The sequence below is a fragment of the Joostella atrarenae genome, from assembly GCF_021764745.1.
In the GTDB taxonomy this organism is placed as follows: domain Bacteria; phylum Bacteroidota; class Bacteroidia; order Flavobacteriales; family Flavobacteriaceae; genus Galbibacter; species Galbibacter atrarenae.
In genome coordinates, this window is the sequence record NZ_JAETXX010000004.1 from 98,813 (window position 1) to 124,373 (window position 25,561).

26 protein-coding genes are annotated in these 25,561 nt (G+C 33.7%); 12 read left to right on the forward strand and 14 right to left on the reverse strand.

The window, feature by feature from the left end; all coding sequences use genetic code 11:
• Position 1 precedes the first annotated feature (1 nt).
• From JM658_RS08275 to JM658_RS08290, 4 genes are all read right to left on the reverse strand, one after another.
• Positions 2-451 carry a nitrous oxide reductase accessory protein NosL gene (locus JM658_RS08275; protein ID WP_236958786.1) on the reverse strand — a complete coding sequence of 150 codons (450 nt, stop codon included), beginning with the start codon at positions 449-451 and terminating at the stop codon, positions 2-4.
• Position 452: 1 nt separating this feature from the next.
• Positions 453-1,052 carry a hypothetical protein gene (locus tag JM658_RS08280; protein WP_236958787.1) on the reverse strand — a complete coding sequence of 200 codons (600 nt, stop codon included), beginning with the start codon at positions 1,050-1,052 and terminating at the stop codon, positions 453-455.
• Between the two features lie 138 nt (positions 1,053-1,190).
• The gene (gene nosZ / locus JM658_RS08285) at positions 1,191-3,152 is read right to left on the reverse strand and encodes a Sec-dependent nitrous-oxide reductase (RefSeq protein WP_236958788.1); all 1,962 of its coding nucleotides are present in this window, start codon (positions 3,150-3,152) and stop codon (positions 1,191-1,193) included.
• An 86-nt stretch (positions 3,153-3,238) separates the two neighbouring features.
• Positions 3,239-3,751: a c-type cytochrome gene (locus JM658_RS08290; RefSeq protein ID WP_236958789.1), complete on the reverse strand. Its 513-nt coding sequence runs from the start codon at positions 3,749-3,751 to the stop codon at positions 3,239-3,241.
• Between the two features lie 134 nt (positions 3,752-3,885).
• Here JM658_RS08290 and JM658_RS08295 point away from each other — a divergent pair, with 134 nt between their 5' ends.
• The 4 genes from JM658_RS08295 (at position 3,886) to JM658_RS08310 (ending at position 8,754) form a co-directional block, all read left to right on the forward strand.
• Positions 3,886-4,314 carry an RrF2 family transcriptional regulator gene (locus JM658_RS08295; protein WP_236958790.1) on the forward strand — a complete coding sequence of 143 codons (429 nt, stop codon included), beginning with the start codon at positions 3,886-3,888 and terminating at the stop codon, positions 4,312-4,314.
• Positions 4,315-4,375: 61 nt separating this feature from the next.
• The gene (locus JM658_RS08300) at positions 4,376-6,625 is read left to right on the forward strand and encodes a nitric-oxide reductase large subunit (protein ID WP_236958791.1); all 2,250 of its coding nucleotides are present in this window, start codon (positions 4,376-4,378) and stop codon (positions 6,623-6,625) included.
• 9 nt (positions 6,626-6,634) lie between these two features.
• Positions 6,635-7,357, forward strand: coding sequence for an iron-sulfur cluster repair di-iron protein (gene ric / locus JM658_RS08305; RefSeq protein ID WP_236958792.1), 723 nt, complete (start codon positions 6,635-6,637; stop codon positions 7,355-7,357).
• A 179-nt stretch (positions 7,358-7,536) separates the two neighbouring features.
• Positions 7,537-8,754, forward strand: a complete 1,218-nt coding sequence (locus tag JM658_RS08310; RefSeq protein WP_236958793.1) for a hypothetical protein — start codon at positions 7,537-7,539, stop codon at positions 8,752-8,754.
• A gap of 34 nt (positions 8,755-8,788) precedes the next feature.
• Here the strand turns inward: JM658_RS08310 and JM658_RS08315 are convergent, their stop codons facing one another.
• The 3 genes from JM658_RS08315 to nirK all read right to left on the reverse strand — a co-directional run bounded on the left by JM658_RS08315 (position 8,789) and on the right by nirK (position 11,717).
• Positions 8,789-9,415: an SCO family protein gene (locus tag JM658_RS08315; protein WP_236958794.1), complete on the reverse strand. Its 627-nt coding sequence runs from the start codon at positions 9,413-9,415 to the stop codon at positions 8,789-8,791.
• Between the two features lie 65 nt (positions 9,416-9,480).
• Positions 9,481-10,260, reverse strand: coding sequence for a formylglycine-generating enzyme family protein (locus tag JM658_RS08320; RefSeq protein ID WP_236958795.1), 780 nt, complete (start codon positions 10,258-10,260; stop codon positions 9,481-9,483).
• Positions 10,261-10,280: 20 nt separating this feature from the next.
• On the reverse strand, positions 10,281-11,717 hold the full coding sequence (gene nirK / locus JM658_RS08325) for a copper-containing nitrite reductase (protein ID WP_236958796.1): 1,437 nt from the start codon (positions 11,715-11,717) through the stop codon (positions 10,281-10,283).
• Positions 11,718-11,932: 215 nt separating this feature from the next.
• Here nirK and JM658_RS08330 point away from each other — a divergent pair, with 215 nt between their 5' ends.
• From JM658_RS08330 to JM658_RS08365, 8 genes are all read left to right on the forward strand, one after another.
• A complete protein-coding gene (locus JM658_RS08330; protein ID WP_236958797.1) occupies positions 11,933-12,811 on the forward strand; it encodes an SDR family oxidoreductase in 879 nt (292 codons plus the stop codon).
• 192 nt (positions 12,812-13,003) lie between these two features.
• Positions 13,004-13,777, forward strand: coding sequence for a ParA family protein (locus JM658_RS08335; RefSeq protein WP_236958798.1), 774 nt, complete (start codon positions 13,004-13,006; stop codon positions 13,775-13,777).
• Complete coding sequence (locus JM658_RS08340; protein WP_236958799.1) at positions 13,778-14,674, forward strand: ParB/RepB/Spo0J family partition protein; 897 nt, start codon at positions 13,778-13,780, stop codon at positions 14,672-14,674.
• Positions 14,674-15,438 carry a DUF5683 domain-containing protein gene (locus JM658_RS08345; RefSeq protein ID WP_236958800.1) on the forward strand — a complete coding sequence of 255 codons (765 nt, stop codon included), beginning with the start codon at positions 14,674-14,676 and terminating at the stop codon, positions 15,436-15,438. The genes JM658_RS08340 and JM658_RS08345 overlap by 1 nt, the downstream gene beginning before the upstream one ends.
• A 24-nt stretch (positions 15,439-15,462) precedes the next feature.
• Positions 15,463-16,164 carry a 4-hydroxy-tetrahydrodipicolinate reductase gene (gene dapB / locus JM658_RS08350; protein WP_236958801.1) on the forward strand — a complete coding sequence of 234 codons (702 nt, stop codon included), beginning with the start codon at positions 15,463-15,465 and terminating at the stop codon, positions 16,162-16,164.
• Positions 16,165-16,294: 130 nt separating this feature from the next.
• A complete protein-coding gene (lepB, locus tag JM658_RS08355; RefSeq protein ID WP_236958802.1) occupies positions 16,295-17,851 on the forward strand; it encodes a signal peptidase I in 1,557 nt (518 codons plus the stop codon).
• 78 nt (positions 17,852-17,929) lie between these two features.
• Positions 17,930-18,550 (forward strand): WbqC family protein, encoded by a 621-nt coding sequence (locus JM658_RS08360; protein WP_236958803.1) that lies wholly within the window; start codon positions 17,930-17,932, stop codon positions 18,548-18,550.
• A 39-nt stretch (positions 18,551-18,589) separates the two neighbouring features.
• On the forward strand, positions 18,590-18,910 hold the full coding sequence (locus JM658_RS08365) for a DUF6122 family protein (protein ID WP_236958804.1): 321 nt from the start codon (positions 18,590-18,592) through the stop codon (positions 18,908-18,910).
• Here JM658_RS08365 and JM658_RS08370 read toward each other — a convergent pair.
• The 7 genes from JM658_RS08370 to JM658_RS08400 form a co-directional block, all read right to left on the reverse strand.
• Positions 18,899-19,912, reverse strand: coding sequence for an endonuclease/exonuclease/phosphatase family protein (locus tag JM658_RS08370; RefSeq protein WP_236958805.1), 1,014 nt, complete (start codon positions 19,910-19,912; stop codon positions 18,899-18,901). The two genes, JM658_RS08365 and JM658_RS08370, sit on opposite strands and share 12 nt — an antisense overlap.
• 30 nt (positions 19,913-19,942) lie before the next feature.
• Entirely contained in the window at positions 19,943-20,809 is an 867-nt protein-coding gene (locus JM658_RS08375) for a rhomboid family intramembrane serine protease (RefSeq protein WP_236958806.1), read from the reverse strand.
• Positions 20,810-20,965: 156 nt separating this feature from the next.
• On the reverse strand, positions 20,966-21,709 hold the full coding sequence (locus tag JM658_RS08380; RefSeq protein ID WP_236958807.1) for a rhomboid family intramembrane serine protease: 744 nt from the start codon (positions 21,707-21,709) through the stop codon (positions 20,966-20,968).
• Between the two features lie 16 nt (positions 21,710-21,725).
• Positions 21,726-23,564 (reverse strand): DNA mismatch repair endonuclease MutL, encoded by a 1,839-nt coding sequence (mutL, locus tag JM658_RS08385; protein WP_236958808.1) that lies wholly within the window; start codon positions 23,562-23,564, stop codon positions 21,726-21,728.
• Entirely contained in the window at positions 23,564-23,917 is a 354-nt protein-coding gene (locus JM658_RS08390) for a hypothetical protein (RefSeq protein ID WP_236958809.1), read from the reverse strand. The genes mutL and JM658_RS08390 overlap by 1 nt, the downstream gene beginning before the upstream one ends.
• Before the next feature lie 293 nt (positions 23,918-24,210).
• On the reverse strand, positions 24,211-24,693 hold the full coding sequence (gene ribH / locus JM658_RS08395; protein ID WP_236958810.1) for a 6,7-dimethyl-8-ribityllumazine synthase: 483 nt from the start codon (positions 24,691-24,693) through the stop codon (positions 24,211-24,213).
• Positions 24,694-24,763: 70 nt separating this feature from the next.
• Positions 24,764-25,534 (reverse strand): tetratricopeptide repeat protein, encoded by a 771-nt coding sequence (locus tag JM658_RS08400; protein ID WP_236958811.1) that lies wholly within the window; start codon positions 25,532-25,534, stop codon positions 24,764-24,766.
• Positions 25,535-25,561: the final 27 nt, after the last annotated feature.

Genomic DNA, 25,561 nt, shown 5'->3' on the forward strand with positions numbered 1-25,561 from the left:
ATCAATTTCTTGTTTTTTTAAACATTGCCAATAACTCATCCCAAGTGTATAATTCACCTCCTAAACTTTGCTGAGTATTTTCCGCCAAGGCTTTATTTTTAAAAGCTGTTAAATTAGCCCCCATCGGACTTGGCAATTTTTTGTTTATCATAAAAACACACTCCTTAGCATTCTTCAATGTCTCCTGTTCTCCGTTTGTATTTGTTAAAACATAAGCATATTCATCTAAGTCCGCATTCTCTTCTAGCGAACTATTTATAAGGCACTCCATAGAATCGTACTTAAACACTTTCCCTTTGGAGGTTACCAATTCGGCACCATAGTTTCTTTCTATTATTGTCATGGAACAATAGTTACATCCATCATTACCGTAACTAATTGGTTGCGGACTCACATTACAACTGACTATTATAAAAAATAGGAATCCGATAAATAAAATCTTAGTTTTCATATTATTCAGATTTATTTAATTTCTCTTTTCGTTTTAAAAAAGAAGCTACAAATGCTACGACCATTCCTAGAGCTAAGAATAAAGAACCCAACCTAGGGTATGAATGTGCTCTAAAATTTAGAATATCTTTAGAACCGAATAATGGCGGTTGGAACCCCATAATACTCCCATCTTCATTTGTAAACTTCATTATTGCCTTTGGATCTAAATTATGTCCATAATCATACTCCCATAAGTAAAAATCATACAAACCAGCTGTAATCAAAATAAGCATCGTGAAGAACCATATAAAATACCACTTATAATTACCAAAAACACTAACAGCAATCCCCATTAAACTCATAAAAAGTATTACGATTGGGAATATTTTAAACTCTGGAATTGTAGCTGGGATAAATTTCATTCCAACATAATGATTCATCAAATTAATATTCTGAATATCATTAGGATGCATATCATGAAACTTATGTATAAATATGTCCATCCCCAATGGAATTGGATATTGAGGCGCCTCTAATGTAATGTTCCATAAAGGAAATAAAAACAATAAAAGTGGTAATAAAACTCCTAATAACATCAGGTATTTTGCAGTACTTTTCATTTGTTATTCTTTAAGGGTTTGTTCTGAATATTTTGAACTATGGCTGTTTCAGCTAACTAATTATGAGAAAATAAGCGAGGCACAACCCTCGCTTATTAAAAAAAATAAACAACCACTAATTATCCATCTCTTTAGGATTTAATCCCCTAAAGACCACGACAATTCTCTTTCAGAGTTTTTTGGAGAAACTCTAATATATCCTTGCATTTCTTGGTGTAATGCAGAGCAAAAATCTGTACAATAGAATGGGTAAACTCCTATGTTTTCAGGTTCCCAAACAAAAGTTTCTGTTTGCCCTGGCATGATTAATAATTCTGAAGTATTAGCTCCTATCATGCTTATACCATGAGGCACATCATAATCTTGCTCTAAGTTTGTAACATGGAAATACACTTTATCTCCAACTTTTACACCCTCTATATTATCTGGTGTAAAGTGACTTCTAATCATTGTCATATAAATATGCACTTCGTTGCCATCACGCTCTACTCGTGCGTCTGAATTACTTGTAACAGCATATTTATGTTTGTTTTCTTCGAGCTTAAATATTTTTCTTGAATTTTTAGCTACGATATCAGCTGGAATGGCTGCAGCATAATGTGGCTCTCCAATGGTTGGAAAATCAAGTAAAAGCTCCATTTTATCACCTGTTATATCAAATAATTGCGCTGATTGAGTTACCTCAGGTCCTGTTGGTAAATATCTATCTTTAGTAATTTTATTCATTGCTAAAGCATATTTTCCAAATGGTTTTCTAGAGTTCCCTCCTGGAATCATAATATGACCAATTGAGTAATACGTTGGCTGACGGTCTTTTACTTCCCAAGAACCTATTTCCCATTTTACTACTTCTGAAGAAATAAAGAATGATGTATATGCATTTCCCTTTCCATCAAATTCTGTGTGTAAAGGCCCTAAACCTGCTTGTTTAACTACACCTCCAAGAACATCTTCAAATTTAATAATAGGTATTCCATATGCTTCCCCATCAAAACTTTCATTTTCAATTGCAGTTAACATTTTACTGAATGAATGAACCGTTAAATCTGCTGATAATTTTCCGTTTCCAACAATATATTCTCCCGTAGGATCTACATCACATCCGTGTGGAGATTTTGGTGTTGGTAAAAAGTATACCAATCCTGGGCACTCTGCTGGATCAAGAACTCTAACTTCTTTTTTCATTGTTGAAGTTCCCGTATGAGTCTCATCATCATATAAATTATGGGCATAATTTGCAGGCATTGTTTTAAACTTACCAGCTTTGATATACTCTTCTGCTTTTTTCCAATTAATAGCTGCTATAAAGTCTTTATCGTTTTGTGAAGCGTTTACTTCTAACAGCGAATTTGCTTCTTCACTATTATAGGTAGAAAAGAAAAACCAACCATGAGATTTCCCTCTTCCTGGATGCGCTAAATCATAATTAAATCCTGGAAGTAAAATTTGAAATGAAAGATCCATCTCCCCAGACTCATCATCAACATCTATAAAAGAAATAGCTCCTTTAAATTTTCCTTTGTACTCTTTTATTGAAATATCTTGTTGAGGAACTGGTACAGAAAAACGTGTTCCTGCAACTACATATTCTGTATTCTCCGTTACAAATGACGAACTGTGGTTTCCTGCACTGTTAGGAAGTTCTAGGATTTCAGCAGTTTCAAATGTGGTTAAATCTACTCTAGCTATTCTCGGCGTATTATTACCATTTATAAATACCCATCTTCCATCTAATTCTCCATTTGTTTGAGAAATATCGGGGTGGTGAGCATCATCCCAAGGAATAAAACCATATGATGTATTTAACATCGGTTTTGTTTCTTCATTATATCCCCAAGCTTTTTCTGGATCTTGAGAAAAAACAGGAATCACCTTTAATAACCTTCCTGAAGGCAAGCCATATACAGAAAGTTGTCCGCTAAATCCACCAGACACAAAGGCATAAAATTCATCGTGTTCCCCTGGCGCCACATATACACGTTCGGCTACGTTTGAAGCAATTGCTCCAGAGGCATTCCCTTTTCTTTCCGAACTATTTGAGTTACAGCTAACAAAACTAGCAACTCCAATTAACGCAAATAATAGATTAATATATCTCATTTTTTTTAGTTTGATTATTTTAAAAGTATCCTAGCACCGTTTTATTTTCCCTAATAATAAAGTGCTTATACAACCGTCTTTAGATCCTACATTAAGGTTCTAAAGTACTCGTAAAGAGCTCTAGCCTGATCTTCTGTCAAACTTTGATTTGCCATTGGAGATCCATTATGCTCTACAAGTAATTCTTTTGCTAAAGAATCTTTCATTAGCATTTCTTGCGGATTCAAAATCATATTCATTACCCATTCTGGAGATCTTCTTTTGGTTACTCCCGCAAGCGCTGGTCCGATAAACTTTTTATCTGTTTTATGGCAAGCAGTACAGTTTTGTTTGAATATAGCTTCTCCCTCTGCTACAAGTTTTTGATCTATAGCTTCCGCTATTTTTATACTCTTTATTGGTCCAACTCCCTTTGTAGATAAATCAACTCGCTTAGATGGCGGTACCGTTTCCTCTTTTTTCTCTGTTGTTTTCTCTACTTTAGGTTTTTCTGCAACCTGATTATCATAAACAGATTTTTTCTCTTTTTTTTCTCCTCCTCCGCAGCTTATTAAAAATCCGCACGCGATTAAAAAGCCAGTTTTTATTATTTTATTCATGATGTAATTTTTAATATTTAATCACAAAATTATCATATACAATCCTCCTTTTATATGACTTTTGTCATAAATAGGATAAATTTGTCTTATTTAAAAATATTTACCTACATTTGCACTATAAATTAATTGAAGTTATGTTTTCAAAAGCATGTGAATACGGTATTAAGGCATCTATTTTTATAGCTCAAAGCTCTATGAATAATAAGCGAGTTAGCCTTAAAGAGATTGCAGAAGAGATAGATTCTCCTGTAGCTTTTACTGCTAAAATATTACAGGCTTTAGCTAGAAATAAAGTGGTCACTTCTATAAAAGGAGCCCATGGAGGTTTCGAAATATACAACCCACAAGACATTACCCTATCTGCTATCGTTTCTGCTATTGATGGCGACACAATTTACAGTGGTTGTGGCTTAGGCTTAAAACAATGTGACAGCAATAACCCTTGCCCTTTTCATGATAAATTTAAAATAGTAAGAGACAACTTAAAATCAATGTTAGAGAACACTAATTTAAAAGAACTAGCTCTAAAACTTGACGACGGAATTTCTGTTTTAAAAACATAATCAAAAAAATTTAATACTAAATAGGACAAATTTATCCGATTAACTTAATTAAAAGAATGCAATGAAAAACAAAGAACAAAAATTATGGGTCTTATTCGCCTTGGTGATGGTATTATCATTTGGCGTTTTAGGGTATTATGGCTTTGAAATTTACCAACAGTCACCTCCTATTCCTAAGGCTATAAAAACAACAGATAATACTGTAGTTTTTACGGAGCAAGAGATCAAAGACGGTCAGAATATTTGGCAGAGTATCGGAGGTCAAGAGGTAGGTTCTATTTGGGGACATGGTGCATATGTTGCGCCAGACTGGACAGCAGATTGGCTACATAAAGAAGCGCTACATATTTTAAACTCTTATGCTCAAGAAAGATATCAATCGGATTATGAATCCTTATCAGAAGAACAACAAGCTGGATTAAAGATTAAGCTTCAAAAAAGTATTAGAAAAAACACTTTTAATGAAGATACTCAGGAGATAACTATTTCAAAAGAAAGAGCTTTAGCTGTAAATAGTCTTTCACAATATTATGGAGCGCTATTTACTGACAATCCTGATTTTGATGAATTGAGAGAAAATTATGCGATTCCTAAGAACTCCATAAAAGACCCAGAAAAAATAAAGAAATTAAATGCTTTTTTCTTTTGGGCTACATGGGCAACGGTTACAGAGCGTCCTAACTCGGATATCTCTTATACTCATAATTGGCCTGCTGAAGAATTAGTAGGCAACAAAGCGACAACAGATTTAATGGCATGGTCTGGAGTGAGCATTATATTACTTATTCTATGTATCGGACTTATGGTATTTTACCATGTAAGGTCTGGTGGTGAAGATGAACTTTTAACACCAGCTAGCGATCCCCTTTTAAAACAAGGAATCACACCTTCTATGCGTCTCACAAAAAAATACTTTTGGGTTGTATCGCTACTTATGGTATTACAAATGTTACTTGGTATTGTTACTGCGCATTATGGAGTTGAAGGAAATGGACTTTATGGCATCCCTCTAGACCAAATACTACCGTATTCTGTTACTAGAACATGGCACACACAGTTAGCTATTTTATGGATTGCAACCGCTTGGTTAGCAACAGGTCTATATATTGCACCTGCTGTATCAGGAAAAGATCCAAAATTTCAAAAATTTGGAGTTAACTTCTTATTTATTGCTCTCCTTATAATTGTTGTAGGTTCTATGATTGGACAATGGATGGGTGTTATGCAAAAATTAAATCTAGTAGATAATTTCTGGTTCGGACACCAAGGTTATGAGTATGTCGACTTAGGAAGATTTTGGCAGATATTTCTCTTTGTAGGGTTATTTGTATGGCTTGCACTTATGGTAAGACCACTTATTCCTGTAATCAGACAAAAAACAGCTGAGAAAAACCTCATCTTATTATTTCTAGTTTCCTGTACTGCAATCGCTTTATTTTATGGAGCAGGATTAATGTGGGGAAGACAAACAAACTTAGCTATTTCAGAATATTGGAGATGGTGGGTTGTTCACCTTTGGGTAGAAGGATTTTTTGAAGTTTTTGCTACCGTTGTAATCGCTTTCTTATTTGTTAGATTAGGTTTATTAAAAACTAGAACTGCTACATTAAATGTACTTCTAGCTACCATTATATTCATGTCTGGAGGTATTATTGGTACTTTTCACCACTTATATTTTACAGGAACTCCAAAAGCAGTTATGGCTCTAGGAGCAACGTTTAGCGCATTAGAGGTGGTACCACTTACTTTAATAGGTTACGAGGCTTACCATAATTACAAAGTATCGAAATCAACAAAATGGATTGTAGATTATAAATGGCCTATTTATTATATGATTGCTGTTGCTTTTTGGAACTTTTTAGGAGCAGGTGTATTCGGATTTATAATAAATCCACCGATAGCATTATACTATATCCAAGGATTAAACACTACTGCCCTACACGCTCACACCGCTCTATTTGGAGTTTATGGAATGCTTGGAATAGGATTGATGCTTTTTGTTTTAAGAAGCTTATATCGAGATGTTAAATGGAATGAAAAATTGCTTCGAATTACATTTTGGAGTTTAAACATTGGTCTGTTGGCTATGGCGCTATTAAGTCTTCTTCCTATGGGAATTTGGCAAGCGCTAGAAAGTATACAACATGGTATGTGGTATGCTAGATCTGCAGAATTAATGCAAGACCCTGCAATGATAAAACTAAAATGGCTAAGAACAATTGGAGATGTAATCTTTGCTGTTGGAATTGTAACATCATGCTATTTTGTATTTGACCTTACACTGAAAAATAAAATTTATAAATCAAAATAATTAGAAAAAATGGAAAATATAATTGAGAAAAAAATTGGAGATGTAGTTGCTGAAAACTTTAGAACTGCAGCAGTATTTTCTAACTACGGAATAGACTTCTGTTGCCGAGGAAATAGAATTATAAAAGATGTTTGTGAGAAACAAGACATTGATGTTAACGAGTTGGATGAAAAATTAAGACGTGCCTTAAATACAGGAGGTACTACTGATGCCGACTATAAAACATGGGCGCTAAGTAGATTAATAGATCATATTGAAACAACGCACCATCGCTATGTGGAAGAGAAGATCCCAGTTTTACTTCAGTTTCTAGATAAATTATGTAAAGTTCATGGAGGTAGCCATCCAGAGTTATTCGAAATAAACGAACATTTTAAACATACAGCAGGAGAGCTTTCTCAGCATCTAAAAAAAGAGGAGCTTGTGCTTTTTCCTCACATTAAAAGATTAGAAAAAGCGCAACTTGCGAATGAGGAGGTTGCTACTCCAGGTTTTGGAACGGTAAAAAACCCAATTGCAATGATGATGCAAGAACACGAAAATGAAGGCGATCGATTTGTAAAAATAGCAGCTTTATCAAATCAATACACTCCTCCAGCAGATGCGTGTAATACTTATAGAATTACTTATGCTATGCTAGATGAATTTGAAAAAGATTTACATACTCATATTCACTTAGAAAATAATATTTTATTTCCTAAAGCTGTGGAGTTAGAGGCTGTATTAAGTTAATACTAATCATCACTTATTATTTTAGTTAGATTCCTCGGGGTTAGTATTTTTTAAATAAAGTCTAACCTTGAGGTTTTTTAATACCTTTTATTCAGCAATAAAATACTTAAAATCTAAGATATTCTAATCGCCTATGGAGTTAATTTTATTACTTTGTAGGACAAGCGTTATATCAGTACATGGAAAAGAGATTTATCACTATTTGTTTTAGCAATTTTCTAATTGCAGCAACAATGGGACTTTTATTACGACTCCTATACGTACTCCCTATAGATTCGATGAATTTTAGATTCCTAACGCATGCACATTCACATACTGCAATGCTAGGTTGGGTATATTTGTCCATTCAATTATTTATAGTAAAGTGGTACATAAAAGATAATACACATAAAAAATATAAACGTCTATTCTGGATTACTCAACTTTCTATTATCGGAATGTTGGTTAGCTTCCCTTTTCAGGGGTATGCTATGGTTTCTATAAGCTTTTCAACCCTTCATATATTTTGCAGCTACACTTTAGCTTATTATGCTTTTAAAGAGATTAAAGCAACCACTCCTGCCAACAAATTTATGCGCTTGGCAATTTATTTTATGCTGTTTTCTACCATTGGAGTATGGTGTTTAGGCCCTACAGTTGTTCAATATGGAAAATCATCGGAACTCTATCAATTAGCAATTCAATTCTTTTTACACTTTCAATTTAACGGTTGGTTTTTAATTGCAGTTTTATCATTAATATTCAGAAAATTAGACATCAAAAATAGTGTTTCAACAAAGAGATTATATGGATTTACCGTAACTGCTACACTACTAACATATGCATTTCCCGCAAGTTGGTACTTGGATTATTCATGGTTGTACTGGGTAAATTCAATCGGAGTAATTCTACAGCTAATAATGGTTTATTATATGTTTATCATCTTAAAAAAACCACTATCAGAAAGCCTGAAAAAACAACTTCCCGTAGTAAAAACCTTGTATCGTTTTGCCATTATTACCTTTACGATTAAAACACTGATACAAATACTTACTTTAGTTCCAGTAATAGCTACGCAAGCGCATGCATATAAAAACTTAGTGATTGGTTTTATACATTTAATAATGTTAGGTGTAATTAGTAGCCTACTATATGCTAACTTTCATCACCTACTTAACATAAAAAGAGAACGCTACTTTAAATTAGGTGTTTATTTATTTCTAACAGGAATTTTTATTACTGAAGCTTTACTTTTCATGCAAGGATCGCTTTATATGCTTAAAACAGGAATTAGTATTCCACATTACTACTTGACACTATTTTTAGCTAGCCTTTTTCTTGTAATTGGTATTATATTTTTAATCATATCAATTCAAAAAAGTAGTATAAAAAAATCGGCCTACATTACTAAGCAGTAACATAGGCCAATTAAAGTGTGTATTTTTTATAAGACTAACTCATCTCTGCCACAGCATCTTTTATTTTCTTCACTGTAGCATCAGAATTTACATTTAACCCTTCTTGCTGAAAAATCAACTCCCCTTTATCATTAAAAACACTAATTATATTAGAGTGCGAAAAATCCATCGGAGATATTTCTGTGTAATTCACCGCTAAAACAGCTGCAAACTCTCTTGTATTTGCTTCCGTAGAACGAAGAAACGTCCATGGAGGTCCGTCCATAACATTCTCTTTGGCAAATTGCTTCAGCCTTTCAGGAGTATCCGTTTCAGGGTCGATACTTACTAAAACCATCTCCACATCATCTAACATCTCCTCAGGCAACTGCTTCTTAATATTTCTCATATCTGCCACCAATCTAGGGCATGCAATTTTACAAGAAGTATAAATCATAACGGTTACCAACACCTTTCCCTGAAAGTCTTTTAACTCCACCTCTTCTCCATCTTGATTTGTCCATTGAGACGGGAGGTTATAAATAGACATATCCGAATAGCCTTCTTCACTATTTTGAGTAGTTACTGCTACATCTTTAGTTTCAGTCTTACTTTTTTCTCCTGAATTACAAGCTCCCAAGAAAAGCAATCCAATTACAGCAAACAATTTATATTTATTCATCACTTTATATTTAATTTCGTCTATTAGTGATACAACTCCGTAGCAATAAACTTAAAGTCTATAATTTACGGTAAAGTAGTTGCATCTTTAGCACATCTAAAGCCTAAGTTTTTCATACTATATCGTGCCTTTATACTTCCTCTAAAAGCATATCTCATGAATGCCGCATAATTCATTAAATCTGTAGCTCCAACAGCGGCTCCTCCACAAAATAAATTAGCATCGCTATTTACATCTCTCCTAGATTCTCCAGAAATTAAAACAGAATTAAAGTCTTGCGTCCATTCCCATACCAAGCCATGTAAATCATAAACTCCCCAATAATTCTGAGGATTTCTTTTTACTACATTAAGTTCTGTATTGGAAGTTTCATACCACGATAAAATCTCAGCATTATAACTTTCAAGTTTCCTCGCATCTATTTCATCTTCATTTGCCATCGAAACATATTCCCATTCGTCCGTAGTTGGCAAACGTTTGTTCTGACATTCGCAATATTTCTTAGCAGCGAACCAAGAAACGTATGTAACTGGACTATCAGGATTCATATCCTTAGCGTAAGTTGCCTCTTCTCCCCATCTCGTTAAATAAGCATCATCTGCAAACAACCCTTTTATATTCTTTTTTTGCCATGCTGGATTTTCTAATAAAAATTTCTGATAATCGCTATAAGTAACAGGACTCATATCAATCTGAAACTCTTCTACTACTTTAGGAATAGAATCGTTACCATAAAGGGGAATATATGTTCCCCTTTTAACGGTAACCATTTCTTGAGCAGGTAGAATTTGTATAGCGCAAAAGGCTACTATAAAAATTAATAATAAACGAGTTACGCTAGTCATTTAAAAATTCTGTTATATAATTATTTCTTTCTAACCTTTCCTACCATTTCTGGGGTAACAACTTCCTTAGAGTTCCCCCAACTATTGTATACAAACGTTAATACATTTGCCACTTCTTCATCGGTAAGTGTTTGACTTGTCATCACACTATTATATTTTTCTCCATTTACGGTAATTTCCCCTTGTTTACCATGTAAAACAATATCGATAGCTCTATTTACATCAGCATTTAAATAATCTGACATTGCCAAAGGAGGAAAAACACCGTCTATACCCTGACCTTCAGGTTGATGACAAGCAAAACAAGTATGCATATATGTTTGCTTACCAAACTCCATTTGATCTTCAAAACTCATGGCAGGAACATTTAAAGCCGTTTGATCTTCTCTAGGAACTTCTTGGATTCCAGACCCCTCTGGACGGTAAATCCCTTCTCTCATTTCCCCAGAATACACTTTCATATTCTCATCTCCATTAACTGTAAGCATTCCTAAAGCTCCTTTATTAAAGGCTCTAAAAATGGAGTGATCTACAAGTATAAATGTACCAGGAACTTCCACTTTAAACTCTACAATAGCTGCTCCTCCAGCAGGGATCATCGTGGTTTGAACATTTTCATTTATTACACTACCACCTTCAACATGAACTCGGTCAAAAATCTCTCCGATAACATGAAAAGAAGAAACTAAATTTGGCCCTCCATTTCCAACAAAAAGTCTTACCGTTTCTCCTACATTAGCAGTAATTGCGTTGTCTCCAGTTAAGGCTCCCACTTTTCCATTAAATACAACATATTCTGCTGCTTCATCTAATGCTTTTTGCATATCGAAAGGCTGCATACCTCTATCGCCATTTCTACCCTTTGTATAAAAGTCTCCTTGCATAATATAGTACTCTTTATCAACAGGCGGTAATCCTTCTTCCGGCTCTACCAATATTAACCCGTACATTCCATTTGCAATATGCATTCCCACAGGAGCAGTAGCACAATGGTATACATACAACCCAGGGTTTAAAGTCTTAAATGAAAATGTTTTTTCATGCCCTGGAGCTACAAAAGAAGACTCCGCTCCCCCACCAGGTCCATTAACAGCATGTAAATCTATATTATGAGGTAATTTATTATCTGGATGATTTTTTAATGTAAAATGTACTTCATCTCCCACTTTCGTTCTTATAAAACTTCCTGGAACGGTTCCCCCAAATGTCCAATACACATAACTCACTCCATTACTTAACTCTCCTTCTTGTTCCAAAATTTCCATGTCTACAATGAGTTTCTTTGCCTTTCTCTTTGCTGTAGGCTTTGGTACATTAGGTGGTGAAGTTAAATCTGCAATCATTTCTTGTTCTACAACAATGCTTTCTGCATCTGTAACCTTCTCTTTTTTAGACTCGCAACTAAAAAGTAAGGCTACTGCTGATAAAAACACAATAGGTTTGAATAGATATTTCATAATCAGTAATTTAAATTAGGATGTTTTTGTCTTATTTATTACAAATTTAAGCTGTAGATAAGAGGGAGAAAATGACATTTGTCAGATTTTTACATTTAGAATGAAAAAACTAACATTAAATATTCAAGCGAAATAAAATTGAAAGCTGTATTTTTGAAGGAAGTACTAAATATACAGATAAACGTTCTTTTTTTAACATTAATAAAGACAGAAAGATGAAATATACAGATAAAATGCTTCGTGATGGAGCTCTTGAAGGGAAAACCATAGTAGTTACAGGTGGAGGAAGCGGTCTTGGAAAAGCAATGACTAAATATTTTTTAGAATTAGGTGCTAAAGTAGCTATCACTTCTAGAAGCTTAGACAAATTAGAAAATACTGCTAAAGAACTTTCAGAAGAAACTGGAGGAACCTGTTTACCTGTAGCTTGTGATGTACGTCATTACGACCAAGTAGAAGCCATGCGTGAAAAAGTAATTGAAGCGTTTGGAAAAGTAGATGTCCTTTTAAACAATGCTGCTGGAAACTTTATTTCACCTACAGAAAGACTTTCTGCGAATGCTTTTGATACTATTATTGATATTGTTTTAAAAGGAACAAAAAACTGTACTCTTGCTTTTGGTAAACATTGGATAGATACCAAACAAGAAAACACCAATGTACTTAATATAGTAACTACTTATGCGTGGACAGGATCTGCATATGTTGTTCCTTCTGCTACTGCAAAAGCTGGTGTACTAGCTTTAACGAGAAGCTTAGCTGTTGAATGGGCAAAATATGGAATGCGATTTAATGCAATTGCTCCTGGTCCTTTCCCTACAAAAGGAGCATGGGATAGATTACTGCCTGGAGATTTAAAAGAAAAATTCGATCTTGCTAAGAAAGTTCCTTTAAAGAGAGTTGGTGATCACCAAGAATTAGCAAATCTAGCTGCCTATATGGTTTCCGATTTTGGAGCTTATCTAAACGGAGAAGTAATAACACTAGATGGTGGAGAGTGGCTAAAAGGTGCTGGGCAATTTAATTTATTAGAAGCCGTTCCTGAAGAAATGTGGGATATGCTTGAGGCTATGATTCGCAGTAAAAAGAAATAAAGAATGCTGTAAATTAGCTGTTTTAAAAATGGCTTTTAAATAATTATCAACTGAATTGTAAATGGATAGCCTCTATAGATACTATCATCAGATACAGTATTGGATAACTGTTAACAAAATTCATTTTCTAAACTCACAAATAATTGTATTTTTACCTAACTAAATTTACCTTACTAAAATCGAATTTTAAACATGGGCAAAGTAATTGCTGTAGCTAATCAAAAAGGTGGTGTTGGAAAAACTACAACATCTGTAAACCTAGCTGCCTCATTGGGAGTACTAGAGAAAAAAGTACTTTTAATTGACGCAGATCCACAGGCGAATGCTACTTCCGGTCTTGGAATAGATGTTGAAACGGTTGAAGGAGGTACATATCAATTATTAGAGCATTCTGTTAAACCAGAAGACACTATTATAAAAACGAATTCCCCAAACGTTGATTTAATACCAGCTCATATTGATCTTGTTGCTATCGAAATAGAATTGGTAGATAAAGATGCAAGAGAATATATGATGGCAAAAGCCATGGATAGACTTAGGGATTCTTATGATTATATTTTAATTGATTGTGCTCCCTCTCTTGGCCTATTAACGCTAAATGCTTTAACAGCATCAGACTCGGTTATCATTCCTATTCAATGTGAATATTTTGCATTAGAAGGACTAGGGAAATTATTGAATACTATAAAGAGTGTTCAGAAAATACACAATCCTAACTTAGATATCGAAGGGTTATTATTAACCATGTACGATTCTAGATTAAGACTTTCTAATCAAGTGGTAGAAGAAGTGCAAAAACACTTTAGCGAAATGGTTTTTGAAACCATTATCCAACGTAATGTGCGTTTAAGTGAAGCACCAAGTTATGGTGAAACTATTATTAATTATGATGCTACAAGTAAAGGGGCAACAAACTACCTGAGCTTAGCACATGAAGTAATTAAAAAGAATAAGCAAACAGTTTAAATGGCAAAGGCAACAAAAAAACAAGCTTTAGGGAGAGGATTATCTGCTTTGTTGAATGATCCTGACAATGATATTAAATCTGCATCAGATAAAAATGCTGATAAGGTAGTTGGTAGTATTGTGGAGTTGGACATCGATGCCATTGAAGTAAATCCATTTCAACCGCGTACTAATTTTAATGAAGAAACATTAAAAGAGCTTTGTATTTCTATAAAAGAATTAGGTGTTATACAACCTATTACTGTTAGAAAAATGGAGTTTAACCAGTACCAATTGGTTTCTGGAGAAAGACGTTTAAGAGCTTCCAAATTAGCAGGTCTAAAAACTATTCCTGCATATATTCGTATTGCAAACGACCAAGAGTCATTAGAAATGGCTTTGGTAGAGAATATCCAAAGACAGGATTTAGATCCTATCGAGATCTCTCTATCTTACCAACGTTTAATAGACGAAATAAATATTACACAAGAACAGCTTAGTGATCGTGTAGGTAAAAAAAGATCTACAATTACTAACTATTTACGCCTTTTAAAGCTAGATCCTATCATTCAAACTGGAATGAGAGATGGGTTTGTAAGTATGGGGCACGGTAGAGCTTTAATAAATATTGAAAATAAAAAAGATCAATTAGAAATTTACGAGAAAGTTATTACTAATAATTTATCTGTTCGAGATACAGAAAAATTGGTTAGAGAATATCAAACTGGTAAAGAACAAAAAACAGAGAAAACTACTACTTCAGAAGTTCCAGAATATGTTTCGAAAAATATAGAAGAGCTTACTGAATACTTTTCTTCTAAAGTAGACGTTAAAGTAGCTAAGAATGGTAAAGGAAAGTTTATTATCCCTTTTCATTCAAAAGAAGACTTTTTACGCCTCACAAAACTTTTTAAATAGTGTTTAAAAGAAGTATTGCCGTTTTATTTGTATTGCTTTTTCATTTCATTTCATCAGCACAAGAAAAAGTAGCCGACTCCGTGAGTAAAAAAACTGAGAATGATGCTACGCATGAAATGACGAAAAGAGAATTAAAGAAACTAGAAAAAGAAGCCCAAGATTCTCTTAAGCAATATCAAGTTGCAGATACTACTGCCATTGCCTCGGATACACTTTCAAGAAAACAAAAACGTAGACTAAGAAAGCAACAAACTATAGATAGTTTGGCTAGCTTAAATATTGATATAGATCCATTATCTCCAGCGAAAGCAGCCTTTTTCTCTGCAATATTACCTGGATTAGGTCAGATTTATAATAAAACCTATTGGAAAGTTCCTATTGTTTACGGAGCCATAGGTACAGGAGCATATTTCTATATTCAGAACACCAATTATTACAATCAATATCGAGACGCCTATAAAAGACGTATTGCTGGTTATTATGATGATGAATTTTATGACATTAATAATAGCGGTATTGACCCGGGAAATCCAGATGTTAGTGATGATGCACTAAGAGATGCTCAAGAATATTATCAGCAGAACAGAGATCTTTCGCTACTTATAACCATAGGTTTGTATGCGTTAAACATAATAGATGCTAATGTTACTGCACATTTAAAACAGTTTAATGTGAGTGATAAGCTTTCTTTAAACCCTTACTACGAACAAAATCAAATAGACTACACTCCAAACTACGGAATGCGGCTTAGTTTGAGTTTTTAATATACCACCTATAAATACATACGAATGAAAATAGCATTGCTTGGATACGGAAAAATGGGAAAGATGATTGAAGAAATAGCAATTTCCAGAGATCATGAAATCATAGCTAGAGTAGATGAAAAAACAACTGATTTTAATATTAAGGAAGCAGATGTTGCTATCGATTTTAGTATTCCATCTGTTGCTTTTAAAAATATTTCTATGTGTTTAGAAAATAACGTTCCTGTTATTTCTGGTACAACAGGTTGGTTAGAAAATTATGATAAAGCTGTTAATCTTTGTGAGGAAAAGAAGGGTGCTTTTATCTATGCCTCCAATTTCAGTTTAGGGGTTAATGTTTTCTTTCAACTAAATGAATACCTTGCTAAAATGATGAAAAATCTCTCGCAATATGATGTTAGTATTGAAGAGACTCACCATACACAAAAATTAGATGCTCCAAGCGGTACTGCTATTACTCTAGCGGAGGGAATCATAAACAATTCTCACAATAAATCTTGGAAATTAGATAATGCCACTTCAGACGAAATTCCAATTAAAGCATTAAGACAACCTGAAGTTCCTGGAACGCATACTATTATATACAAAAGCGATGTAGACACTATAGACATAACCCATACCGCTCATAATAGAGAAGGTTTTGCTTTAGGTGCTGTAATTGCTGCTGAATGGATTATCGGTAAAACAGGAGTTTTCAGTATGAAAGATGTGTTAAACTTGGGTTAAAAACCCCATTTTAAAGGTATTATAGAACTCTTGATTACTATTCATACCAAAAAAAATATATTTTTACCGTAACTAAAATCCTGTTGATTCGTCTTAAAGATAATTCTAATAGGAAACAAAGCTTATTACTATGACAATTACACAATGGTTTATTTTCTTTCTAATCCTTCAAGTGGTTCACTTTTTAGGTACTTGGAAGCTCTATGCTAAAGCTGGAAGAAAATCGTGGGAAGCACTAGTTCCTGTATATAATGCAGTTATTTTAATGAAAATAATTAATCGTCCTTGGTGGTGGGTTATTTTACTTTTCATCCCCATTATAAACCTTATTATGTTCCCTGTTGTTTGGGTAGAAACATTAAGAAGTTTTGGAAGAAAAAGTACTACAGATACATGGTTAGCAGTGTTAACTTTAGGTTTTTATATCTATTATATTAACTACGCTGTAGATGTAGAATACATTAAAGATCGTAGTTTAAAGCCAAGAACTGCTACTGGAGAATGGGTTAGTTCTATACTCTTTGCAGTAGTTGCTGCCACGATTGTACATACTTATTTTATGCAACCTTATGTAATCCCAACTTCGTCTTTAGAGAAGACATTATTGGTTGGAGATTTCCTATTTGTTAGTAAATTTCATTACGGAGCAAGAACTCCAATGACTACGGTTGCATTCCCGATGGTACATGATACCATTCCTGTAATAAACAAAAAATCATATCTTGATAAACCACAGTTACCTTACTTTAGACTTCCTGGGTTACAAGACATAAAACGTAATGATATTGTTGTTTTTAGCTGGCCTACAGATACAGTGGAGCAGTTTTTCAAAATTACGCATCGTAAGATCAGAAAACCAATAGATAAGAAATCAAACTATGTAAAACGTTGTGTAGGACTTCCTGGAGATTCACTTTCCATAAAAGACGGATTTGTTTACATCAACGGAAAACAAACTGTTTTACCAGACAGAGCAAGACCACAATTTTCATATTACGTAAAAGCAAAAGGGCAACTTACGCCTAGATATATGTATGAGCGTTATGGAGTTACGGGTAGGTTTGGACAAGTGGAGCAAGGGGTTTATTTCTTCTCTGCAATGACTGCTGCTGCTGCAGATAAACTAAGAGACAACCCTAATGTTATTAGCGTTAAGAGAAATATCGAATCAGCAGGATCAACAAAAATGTCTTCTGTATTTCCTAATGCTAATGATTACAAATGGAATCAAGATCAATTCGGACCAATATATATTCCGCAAGAAGGAAAAACTGTTCCTTTAAACCTTAAAGTTTTACCTCTTTACAAGCGCATTATTAAAGAATATGAAGGCAATACTATCGCCGTTAACGGTAATCAAATTCTAATTAACGGAGAAGCTGCAGATTCTTATACTTTTAAACAAGATTACTATTGGATGATGGGAGACAACCGTCATGCCTCTGAAGATAGCCGTTACTGGGGTTATGTTCCAGCAAACCATATTGTTGGGAAACCTGTATTTATATGGTTTAGCTACGACTCTAATGCCTCTGGAGCATTTTGGAATAAAGTTCGTTGGGATCGAGTATTTACAACTGTTGGCGGAAGCGGACAACCACGCTCTTACCTCGTATACTTCTTAGTTGTTGTAGCACTTTGGTATGGAATTAGTAAATTCAGAAAACGAAAAAAAGAAAATAGCTAGTAGTATTATTGTTATTAGAAAACAACATACTTTATCACTTTTAACTTTAGAAACGATACATACTTTACAAACTAATCAATGCAAACTGTAATTCATCCAACATACTTTCCTTCTGTTGCTCATTGGGCAGTTATAAATAAAACAGGAGGAGATATTGTTTTTGAAAAAGAGGATAATTACCAAAAACAAACGTATAGAAACAGAAGTTACATCTACAGTCCAAATGGACTACAAATGCTTTCTATCCCTATAAAACATACCAAAGGAAACCAGCATCAAAAATATAAAGATGTAACTTTAGAAGATAATTTTGATTGGAAAAAGCAACATTGGAGATCTATAGAAACTGCCTACAGAACATCTCCCTTTTTTGAATATTATGAAGATGAATTCGTTCCATTTTTCGAAAAGAAGCATAGGTTTTTGTTCGATATGAACATGGAAAGTATAGAACTTCTTGCTGAGTGTTTTCAATTGGAATTGGATTTTTCTTTTACTACTGAATTTGAAAAGGAAGCAAACCATTTTATAGACCACCGCGATTTAGCTAGAGCCAAAGGAAAAAAGAAGTATAATTTCACTCCTTATACTCAAGTATTTGATGATAGACATGGGTTTATAGAAAACTTAAATGGGATGGATTTACTTTTTAATGAAGGTACAAATGCATTGAATTATTTAGACGGCTTAGAATTTTAATAAGCAAACGCTCTAACGCTTAAAATCTCATTTATTACTATGCTTCGTTTTATAATTCATTATGGGATTCACTTTATTGTTCCAATAGCTGTTGCCTATTTATTCTTCAGAAAGGATTTTAAAAAAGCAAGCATCATTCTATTGCTAGGAATTATAATTGACATTGATCATTTATGGGCAAACCCTATTTTCGATATCAATAGATGCAGTGTAGGATTTCATTTTTTCCACAGCTATTACATGATTGCCTTGTACATTCTATTTCTATTCTTCAAAAAGACGCGGATTATAGGATTAGCACTTATCATACATATCCTAGCAGACGTTACAGATTGCTTTTTAGCGCAATTAAATCTGTAATTGAGATATTATTGGGTAATGATCAGAAAGCTTCTCATATCTATTTTTATGAGATATTACGGGAATTTGTTCATCAACAAAAATAAAATCGATTCTAAATGGGAAATACTTAAAATAATAGGTTTTCCCTGTACCGCTTCCTTTCTCATCAAAAGTATCTATATCGTCCCCTTTTATCTGTTTATATATTGCAGAATATTGATTATTATTTAAATCCCCACACGTTATCGTTTTATAAGGACATTCTATTTTATGCGAAACAAAAATCTCTGTTTGCACTTGCTGCTTTGAAAACACAGCTCCCATGCGCTTCGCTATTTTGCTAGAATTCTCTTGAGATATCTCTTCGTCTTGAGGATTGATATGAAAAGACTGCATATGCAAATTATAAACACGAATTGTATCGCTCCCCTTAACTATATCAGCATAAATAGCGTTATTTTGAGAATTCGGAAAGTTTAACGAACCCTTACTTATTATTGGGTATTTAGAAAAAATGGCTTGCCCCGTCCCTTTTGTTTTGTAGTTAATAAAACTATGAGGATACATTTTAAATTTAAGTTCTTTGGAGTCATGAAACTCTTGTAGACATAAAATATCAGGCTCCTCCTCTGTTATCATAGTCAGTATTTCATCTGAAACACCGTCACGCCCCATCCATTTATAAAGATCAAAAATACGGACATTATAAGTCATTATTTTTAAGTAAGAATCACTCACCACATTAGATGTGCCACCAAATTTATAAAATGAAGAAACTTGTTGATAGCCTAATAACAGGATGATAAAAGAAAGTAACCATTGTCGCTTTAATTTTAAAACCCAATAAATTAAAAATAGAATATTTAAGATAATTAAAATAGGCGTTGCAAGACTAAAAATTGCTGTCTTTGGAAAGGATTTAATGGGAATATAAGGAACTAAAAGACTTAACTGTAAAAGAAAAGCAAATACTGTATTCACAAAGAAAATCCCTTTATCAACCCAGTTAAGCTTCTTCATAGTTCGTATTATATTATCTTTTTAAGTATCTTATTCTTTGCCTGCTTTAAATAGAAAGTCTTTTTCTTCTTTTGACAAGCTATCATACCCACTTTTACTTATTTTATCTAAGATAGCATCTATTTGTTTCTGATGTTCATTCTTAGAAGCTTTACTTTTAGATGCTGATGTCTGTTTTTGTTTATGCACCGTCTTTAAAGGTGATTTCTTCTCTTTATTGAACATATTCTTAATCGAAGAAAGTAGTTTAGCAAACCAAGCACCAATATCGGTCCCTTCTTGAAGCTTTTTAGCATAAACAAAACCTAACAATGAACCTCCTAAGTGCGCAATATGACCACCCGAATTACTAATTGGTATCTGCACCAAGTCCAATAATACAAAAGCAGCACCAATATACCATAATTTTAAATTAAAAAATATGACTCTCACCTCTTGATTTGGAAGATATGTACATATAAAAATTAATATAGCCATTACAGCAGCCGAAGCTCCAACAAGAGGAGAATCTACCCTCGAAAAAACTGGAAAAACATTATAACTTAATAAGAAAAGTGCTCCTCCAGAAATTGCTCCTAGAAAGTAAACATTAAGAAAATATGTTTTACTAAAAAGGTTTAAAAAGATTCTAGCAGAAAAATACAGCATCAACATATTGAGCAGCAAATGCATCAGTCCTGCATGCAAAAAAGCATAGGTAACAATAGACCAAGGTTGCATTAAGAATCCAAAAAAACTCTTAGGTAGCTCAAACCAACGAGATATTGAATCGGAACTTAATTGCAGAAAGAAAACCAATAAAGCATTCAATATAAATATAACCACATTTACAGCAATGATTTTCTCGGCAATATTAAGTGTAGAAAACTTGTATTTTATATCGTTTGTTATACTCATTAGTTATTTAATTTCTGTTTTATAACACTTAAATAAGTCAAGTATTATATTTTGTATGCTTTAAAAGATTTTTTTTAAAACCTTAACCCCTTTTAAAGCTCTAATTTACATCCTCTCTACCCTCTTCAGTCTTAATACTTCTTTTGTGTTTTTCTTTTAATTCCAACGATTGCCGTTAAACTGGTTTTTCTTCCAATACCACATCATTATAAAGCCAAATAAAGCTCCTCCAATATGCGCAAAATGAGCAATTCCTTGTCCGAAAATAGAATATCCAGTCACTCCTGAGAATAAATCCAATCCAATAATTATCGGAATAAAGTATTTTGCTTTGATAGGAATTGGTAAAAATATAAGCATTAATTCGGCATTAGGAAACATCATTCCGAAGGCAACTAAAACTCCATAAATAGCCCCAGAAGCTCCCACAGCTGGCGTCATGTATGCACCTAAGAAATTCTGCAATGTCCCCTCAGAAAGCACACTGGACCACGCTGTATCATATTTTCCTTCCCTAATAACACTCATAATATCAGCTTCACTAAACCCGCTTGCCATCAAAGTATCCATACCAGAATTAAAATAATAATAATTTACAAGTGTATGGATTAATGCCGCTCCTAAACCTGCAGAAAAATAGAAAAAGAAAAACTTATTCTTCCCCCAAATTTGCTCCAAAGGAGTACCAAAAGCCCATAGTGCATACATATTAAAAAGAATATGCATAAAGCCTCCGTGCATAAACATATGCGTTACAACTTGCCAAAGTTGGAAGTGTTCATTCTTAGGAAACCATAGTGAAAACAAATCATACATTTGTTGACCTAAAAGTTGCGTTGCTATAAAAAACAACACATTAATGATTAATAAATGCTTAACAGCATCGGTAACTCTTCCCATTGCTTGGAATTTAGTTTTATAAAAATCGTTTATCTATTTCTTCCACCGTCATAGTAATATATGTTGGCTTATTAAAAGGGGAAACTGTTGGCTCTTTGGTCGCAAAAAGATTATTAACTAACACTTCTTGAGATGCCACATTCAACACTTCTCCACTTTTTACTGCAAGTGTTTTACACATTGCTTTTGCTAAAATATCTGCTTGAGATAAAGAAGACTCTGGTACTTCCGATTGGAAATCGGACAATAACTGATCTACAATAATCCCTACTTCGCTTTCTGATATATTTAAAGGAATCCCGCTGACTTCGACTTCCTCATCCTTAAAATTAGAAAATAAAAAACCTGTATTCTCTAAACTGTCTTTTAATTCTTTTAAAAGTGCTATTTCCGTCTTTGTAAAACTTAATTTTAAAGGAAATAATAATTGCTGACTCACACCTTTATCGATTGTTATATTCTTTAAGTATTGCTCATATAATACTCTTTGGTGCGCTCGGTGTTGGTTTATAATTACCATTCCCGATTTAATAGTCGTTACAATATACTTTTTATGCAATTGGTAACTAGTGGCAGATACTTCTTGCTCTTTAGTATTATTAAACAAAGACCCTGTAACTTCTTCAGATTCAAACTCAATAGAACTAAAATCTGATTTTTTCTCTAAGCCGACATATAAATTCTCCCAACTAGCCTGTGGTTTTTCTCTCTTCTGATAACCAACATTAATACTGCCTTTAGACTCCTTTTCGAACGGATTAAAATTAGCATCTACTTCTACCGTTGGAAAATCGGCATTTTTACTTTTATAATTATAAGGCGTATCTAAGTTAGCATCTCTTTCAAAATCTAATACAGGCGCCACATTAAACTGCCCTAAACTATGCTTTACAGAAGCTCGTAAAATAGCGTATAGTACGTGCTCATCGTCAAACTTAACTTCTGTTTTAGTAGGATGTATATTGATATCGATTCCTGATGGATCTACTTCTAAAAACAAAAAATAGCTCGGATGTGTCTGTTCTTTTATCAAACCTTCAAAAGCAGCACAAACGGCATGATGTAAATAAGAGTTTTTCACAAAACGGTTGTTCACAAAAAAGAACTGCTCTCCACGTGTTTTCTTCGCAAATTCAGGTTTACAGATAAAACCACTTAAATTCACTACTTCCGTATCCTCCTCAACAGGAACTAATTTTTCATTCGTTTTTCCTCCAAAAATATGAACTATTCGCTGGCGTAAATTAGACGCTGGAAGATTAAAAAGTTCACTCCCATTATTATAAAAATCAAACTGAATGTTCGGGTGTGCTAAAGCCACACGCTGAAATTCATCAATAATATGCCTTAACTCTACCGTATCCGATTTTAAGAAATTTCTTCTTGCAGGAATATTAAAAAACAAGTTTTTAACCAATAAAGAAGTTCCCACGGGAGTTACTGTAACCCCTTGGTCTACTATTTTACTTCCTTCAATCTTTAGCTGCGTACCAACCTCATCATCTTCTTGCCTTGTATTCATTTCTACATGTGAAATCGCAGCGATAGAAGCTAAAGCCTCTCCACGAAATCCTTTTGTATGTAATTGGAATAAATCTTCGGCAGCTTTTATTTTGGAAGTAGCATGACGCTCAAAAGACAAACGCGCATCTGTAGCACTCATTCCTTTCCCGTCATCTACAACTTGAATGAGTGTTTTACCTGCGTTTTTAACGATTAGTTTTATGGAAGTGCTCCCTGCATCTACAGCATTTTCAATAAGTTCTTTTACAACAGATGCTGGTCTTTGTACCACTTCTCCAGCCGCAATTTGATTTGCAACATGGTCGGGTAAAAGCTGAATAATATCTGCCATTAAATAATTGTATCTAAATTAATATATCTTACTGCTACCATTGCGAACATCAGTAAAAAAATCAAAATTACTATAAAACGAATCCTCCCATTCATACTTGAAGAAGTAGATCTTACCGTTTTCCAATCATCACGATAAGACTTCTTACGATATCCCTTAAAATAATCTTCATTAGAACGTGGTTCCTTACTTTTCATAAGATTTTCTAAACGTTCTTTTCTTTCATCATAATACCTAGGCGTATAGTTATACGCTTTATTGGCTCTCGACTTAAAAAGTGATGGAAGTCCCACGGTTTCTGTTTTTTTAAAATTATAAATGAAATAATAATGCCAAACTAAAAAGCATGCCATTAAGTCTACAATATCTGTATATTGAGGTAAATATCAAAATTACTTAAAAAGGAATAGAATTACGTGTAATTACTCTTAAAAGTTATTAAGATTATCCTAGCATAAAGATTGTTCACGCCCCCAAATTCCCCATAAAGATAAAAATTTATCAGCAGAAAAACACCTTAATAAACAAGCAGTAATTTATCGTAACTTAGTTCAACAAAAAGCACCCAAAACACCCAAGTTATTAACACATAATAACTTCAAGTTCGTATTATTATAATAATGTTTTTAAGTATGTAAATGCTAGATTAGTTTCCTAGCACAGCCATTTTGATTGCAGCAATTGCAGCTTCTGTTCCTTTGTTACCGTGTTTCCCTCCGCTTCTATCAATGGCTTGTTGCATCGTATTATCGGTAAGTACACAAAATATTACGGGAGTATCGTATTGAACATTTAAGTCCTTTATTCCTTGTGCAGTAGCGCTACAAACAAAGTCAAAATGCTTCGTCTCTCCTTGGATCACACTTCCTATTGCAATAATTGCATCTGGCTGATGCTTCTTAATCATTTTCTTAGTCCCATAAGTAAGCTCATAGCTCCCTGGAACATCCCAGCGCATGATATTCTCCTCTTGAGCTCCGCAATCTAACAAAGCTTCCATAGCGCCTTTATAAAGACCCTCTGTTATTTCTGAATTCCATTCTGAAACAACAATCCCAAATCGAAAGTCTTTCGCATTTGGGATTGTTGCTTTATCGTAAACTGATAAATTTTTATTTTCTGTAGCCATATTTTTTATGTAAAGTTAATTGGTAACCATTGAATAATAAAATTAATGATCATTTTTCAATTAACTACTTTTAAAGCGCTTCTGCTTTTCCAATATAGATATCTATAATTCTTCCTTCTTCTGAATCTGAATATTCGTTTTTAATTCTATTGAAGTATTTTAATGCTTTAGCAGTGTCTCCAGCTTCCATAGATAAAACTCCAGCTTTGAATAAAAACTTAGGAGTTGTAAAAGCATTATCAGAATTAGAAATTGCTTTCTCATAATATTCTAATGCGTCAGACTCTTGACCAATTTGAACAAATGCATCTCCGATTCCACCTTTAGCCAAAGAACTTAAAATAACATCATCAGATTTAAAATCTTGAAGGTATTTTATAGCTTCATCATACTTCTGTGTATTCAAGTATGCCATTCCCGCAGTGTAATGTGCAAGGTTAGCCGCTTTTGTACCTCCGTAGTTATCTATAATATCTAGTAAACCGTATTTACCATCTGCTCCATTTAAAGCCAATCCATATAAAGAATCTTTAGCAGTACTATTTACTGCCTCATCAAAATATTGTTGAGCAAAAAACATTTCGTTAGAAGCTTCTGCCTCTTTAGGTTGTAAAATAAATTGTTGGTATCCTAAAAAAGCAAGTACTACAAGTACAACAGCTCCTATTCCTCCCAATATATATTTCTGGTTTCTAGCTACCCATTCTTCTGTTCTACCCGCACTTTCATCTAAAGTATTAAAAACTTCTTCCGTTGTACTCTGACCATCATAATTTACATTATCTAAATTTTCTTCAGAATGTGATGGTTTTTTATAGCCTCTTTTCTTGTACGTTGCCATGTCTATATTTAATTAAGCCTCGCAAAA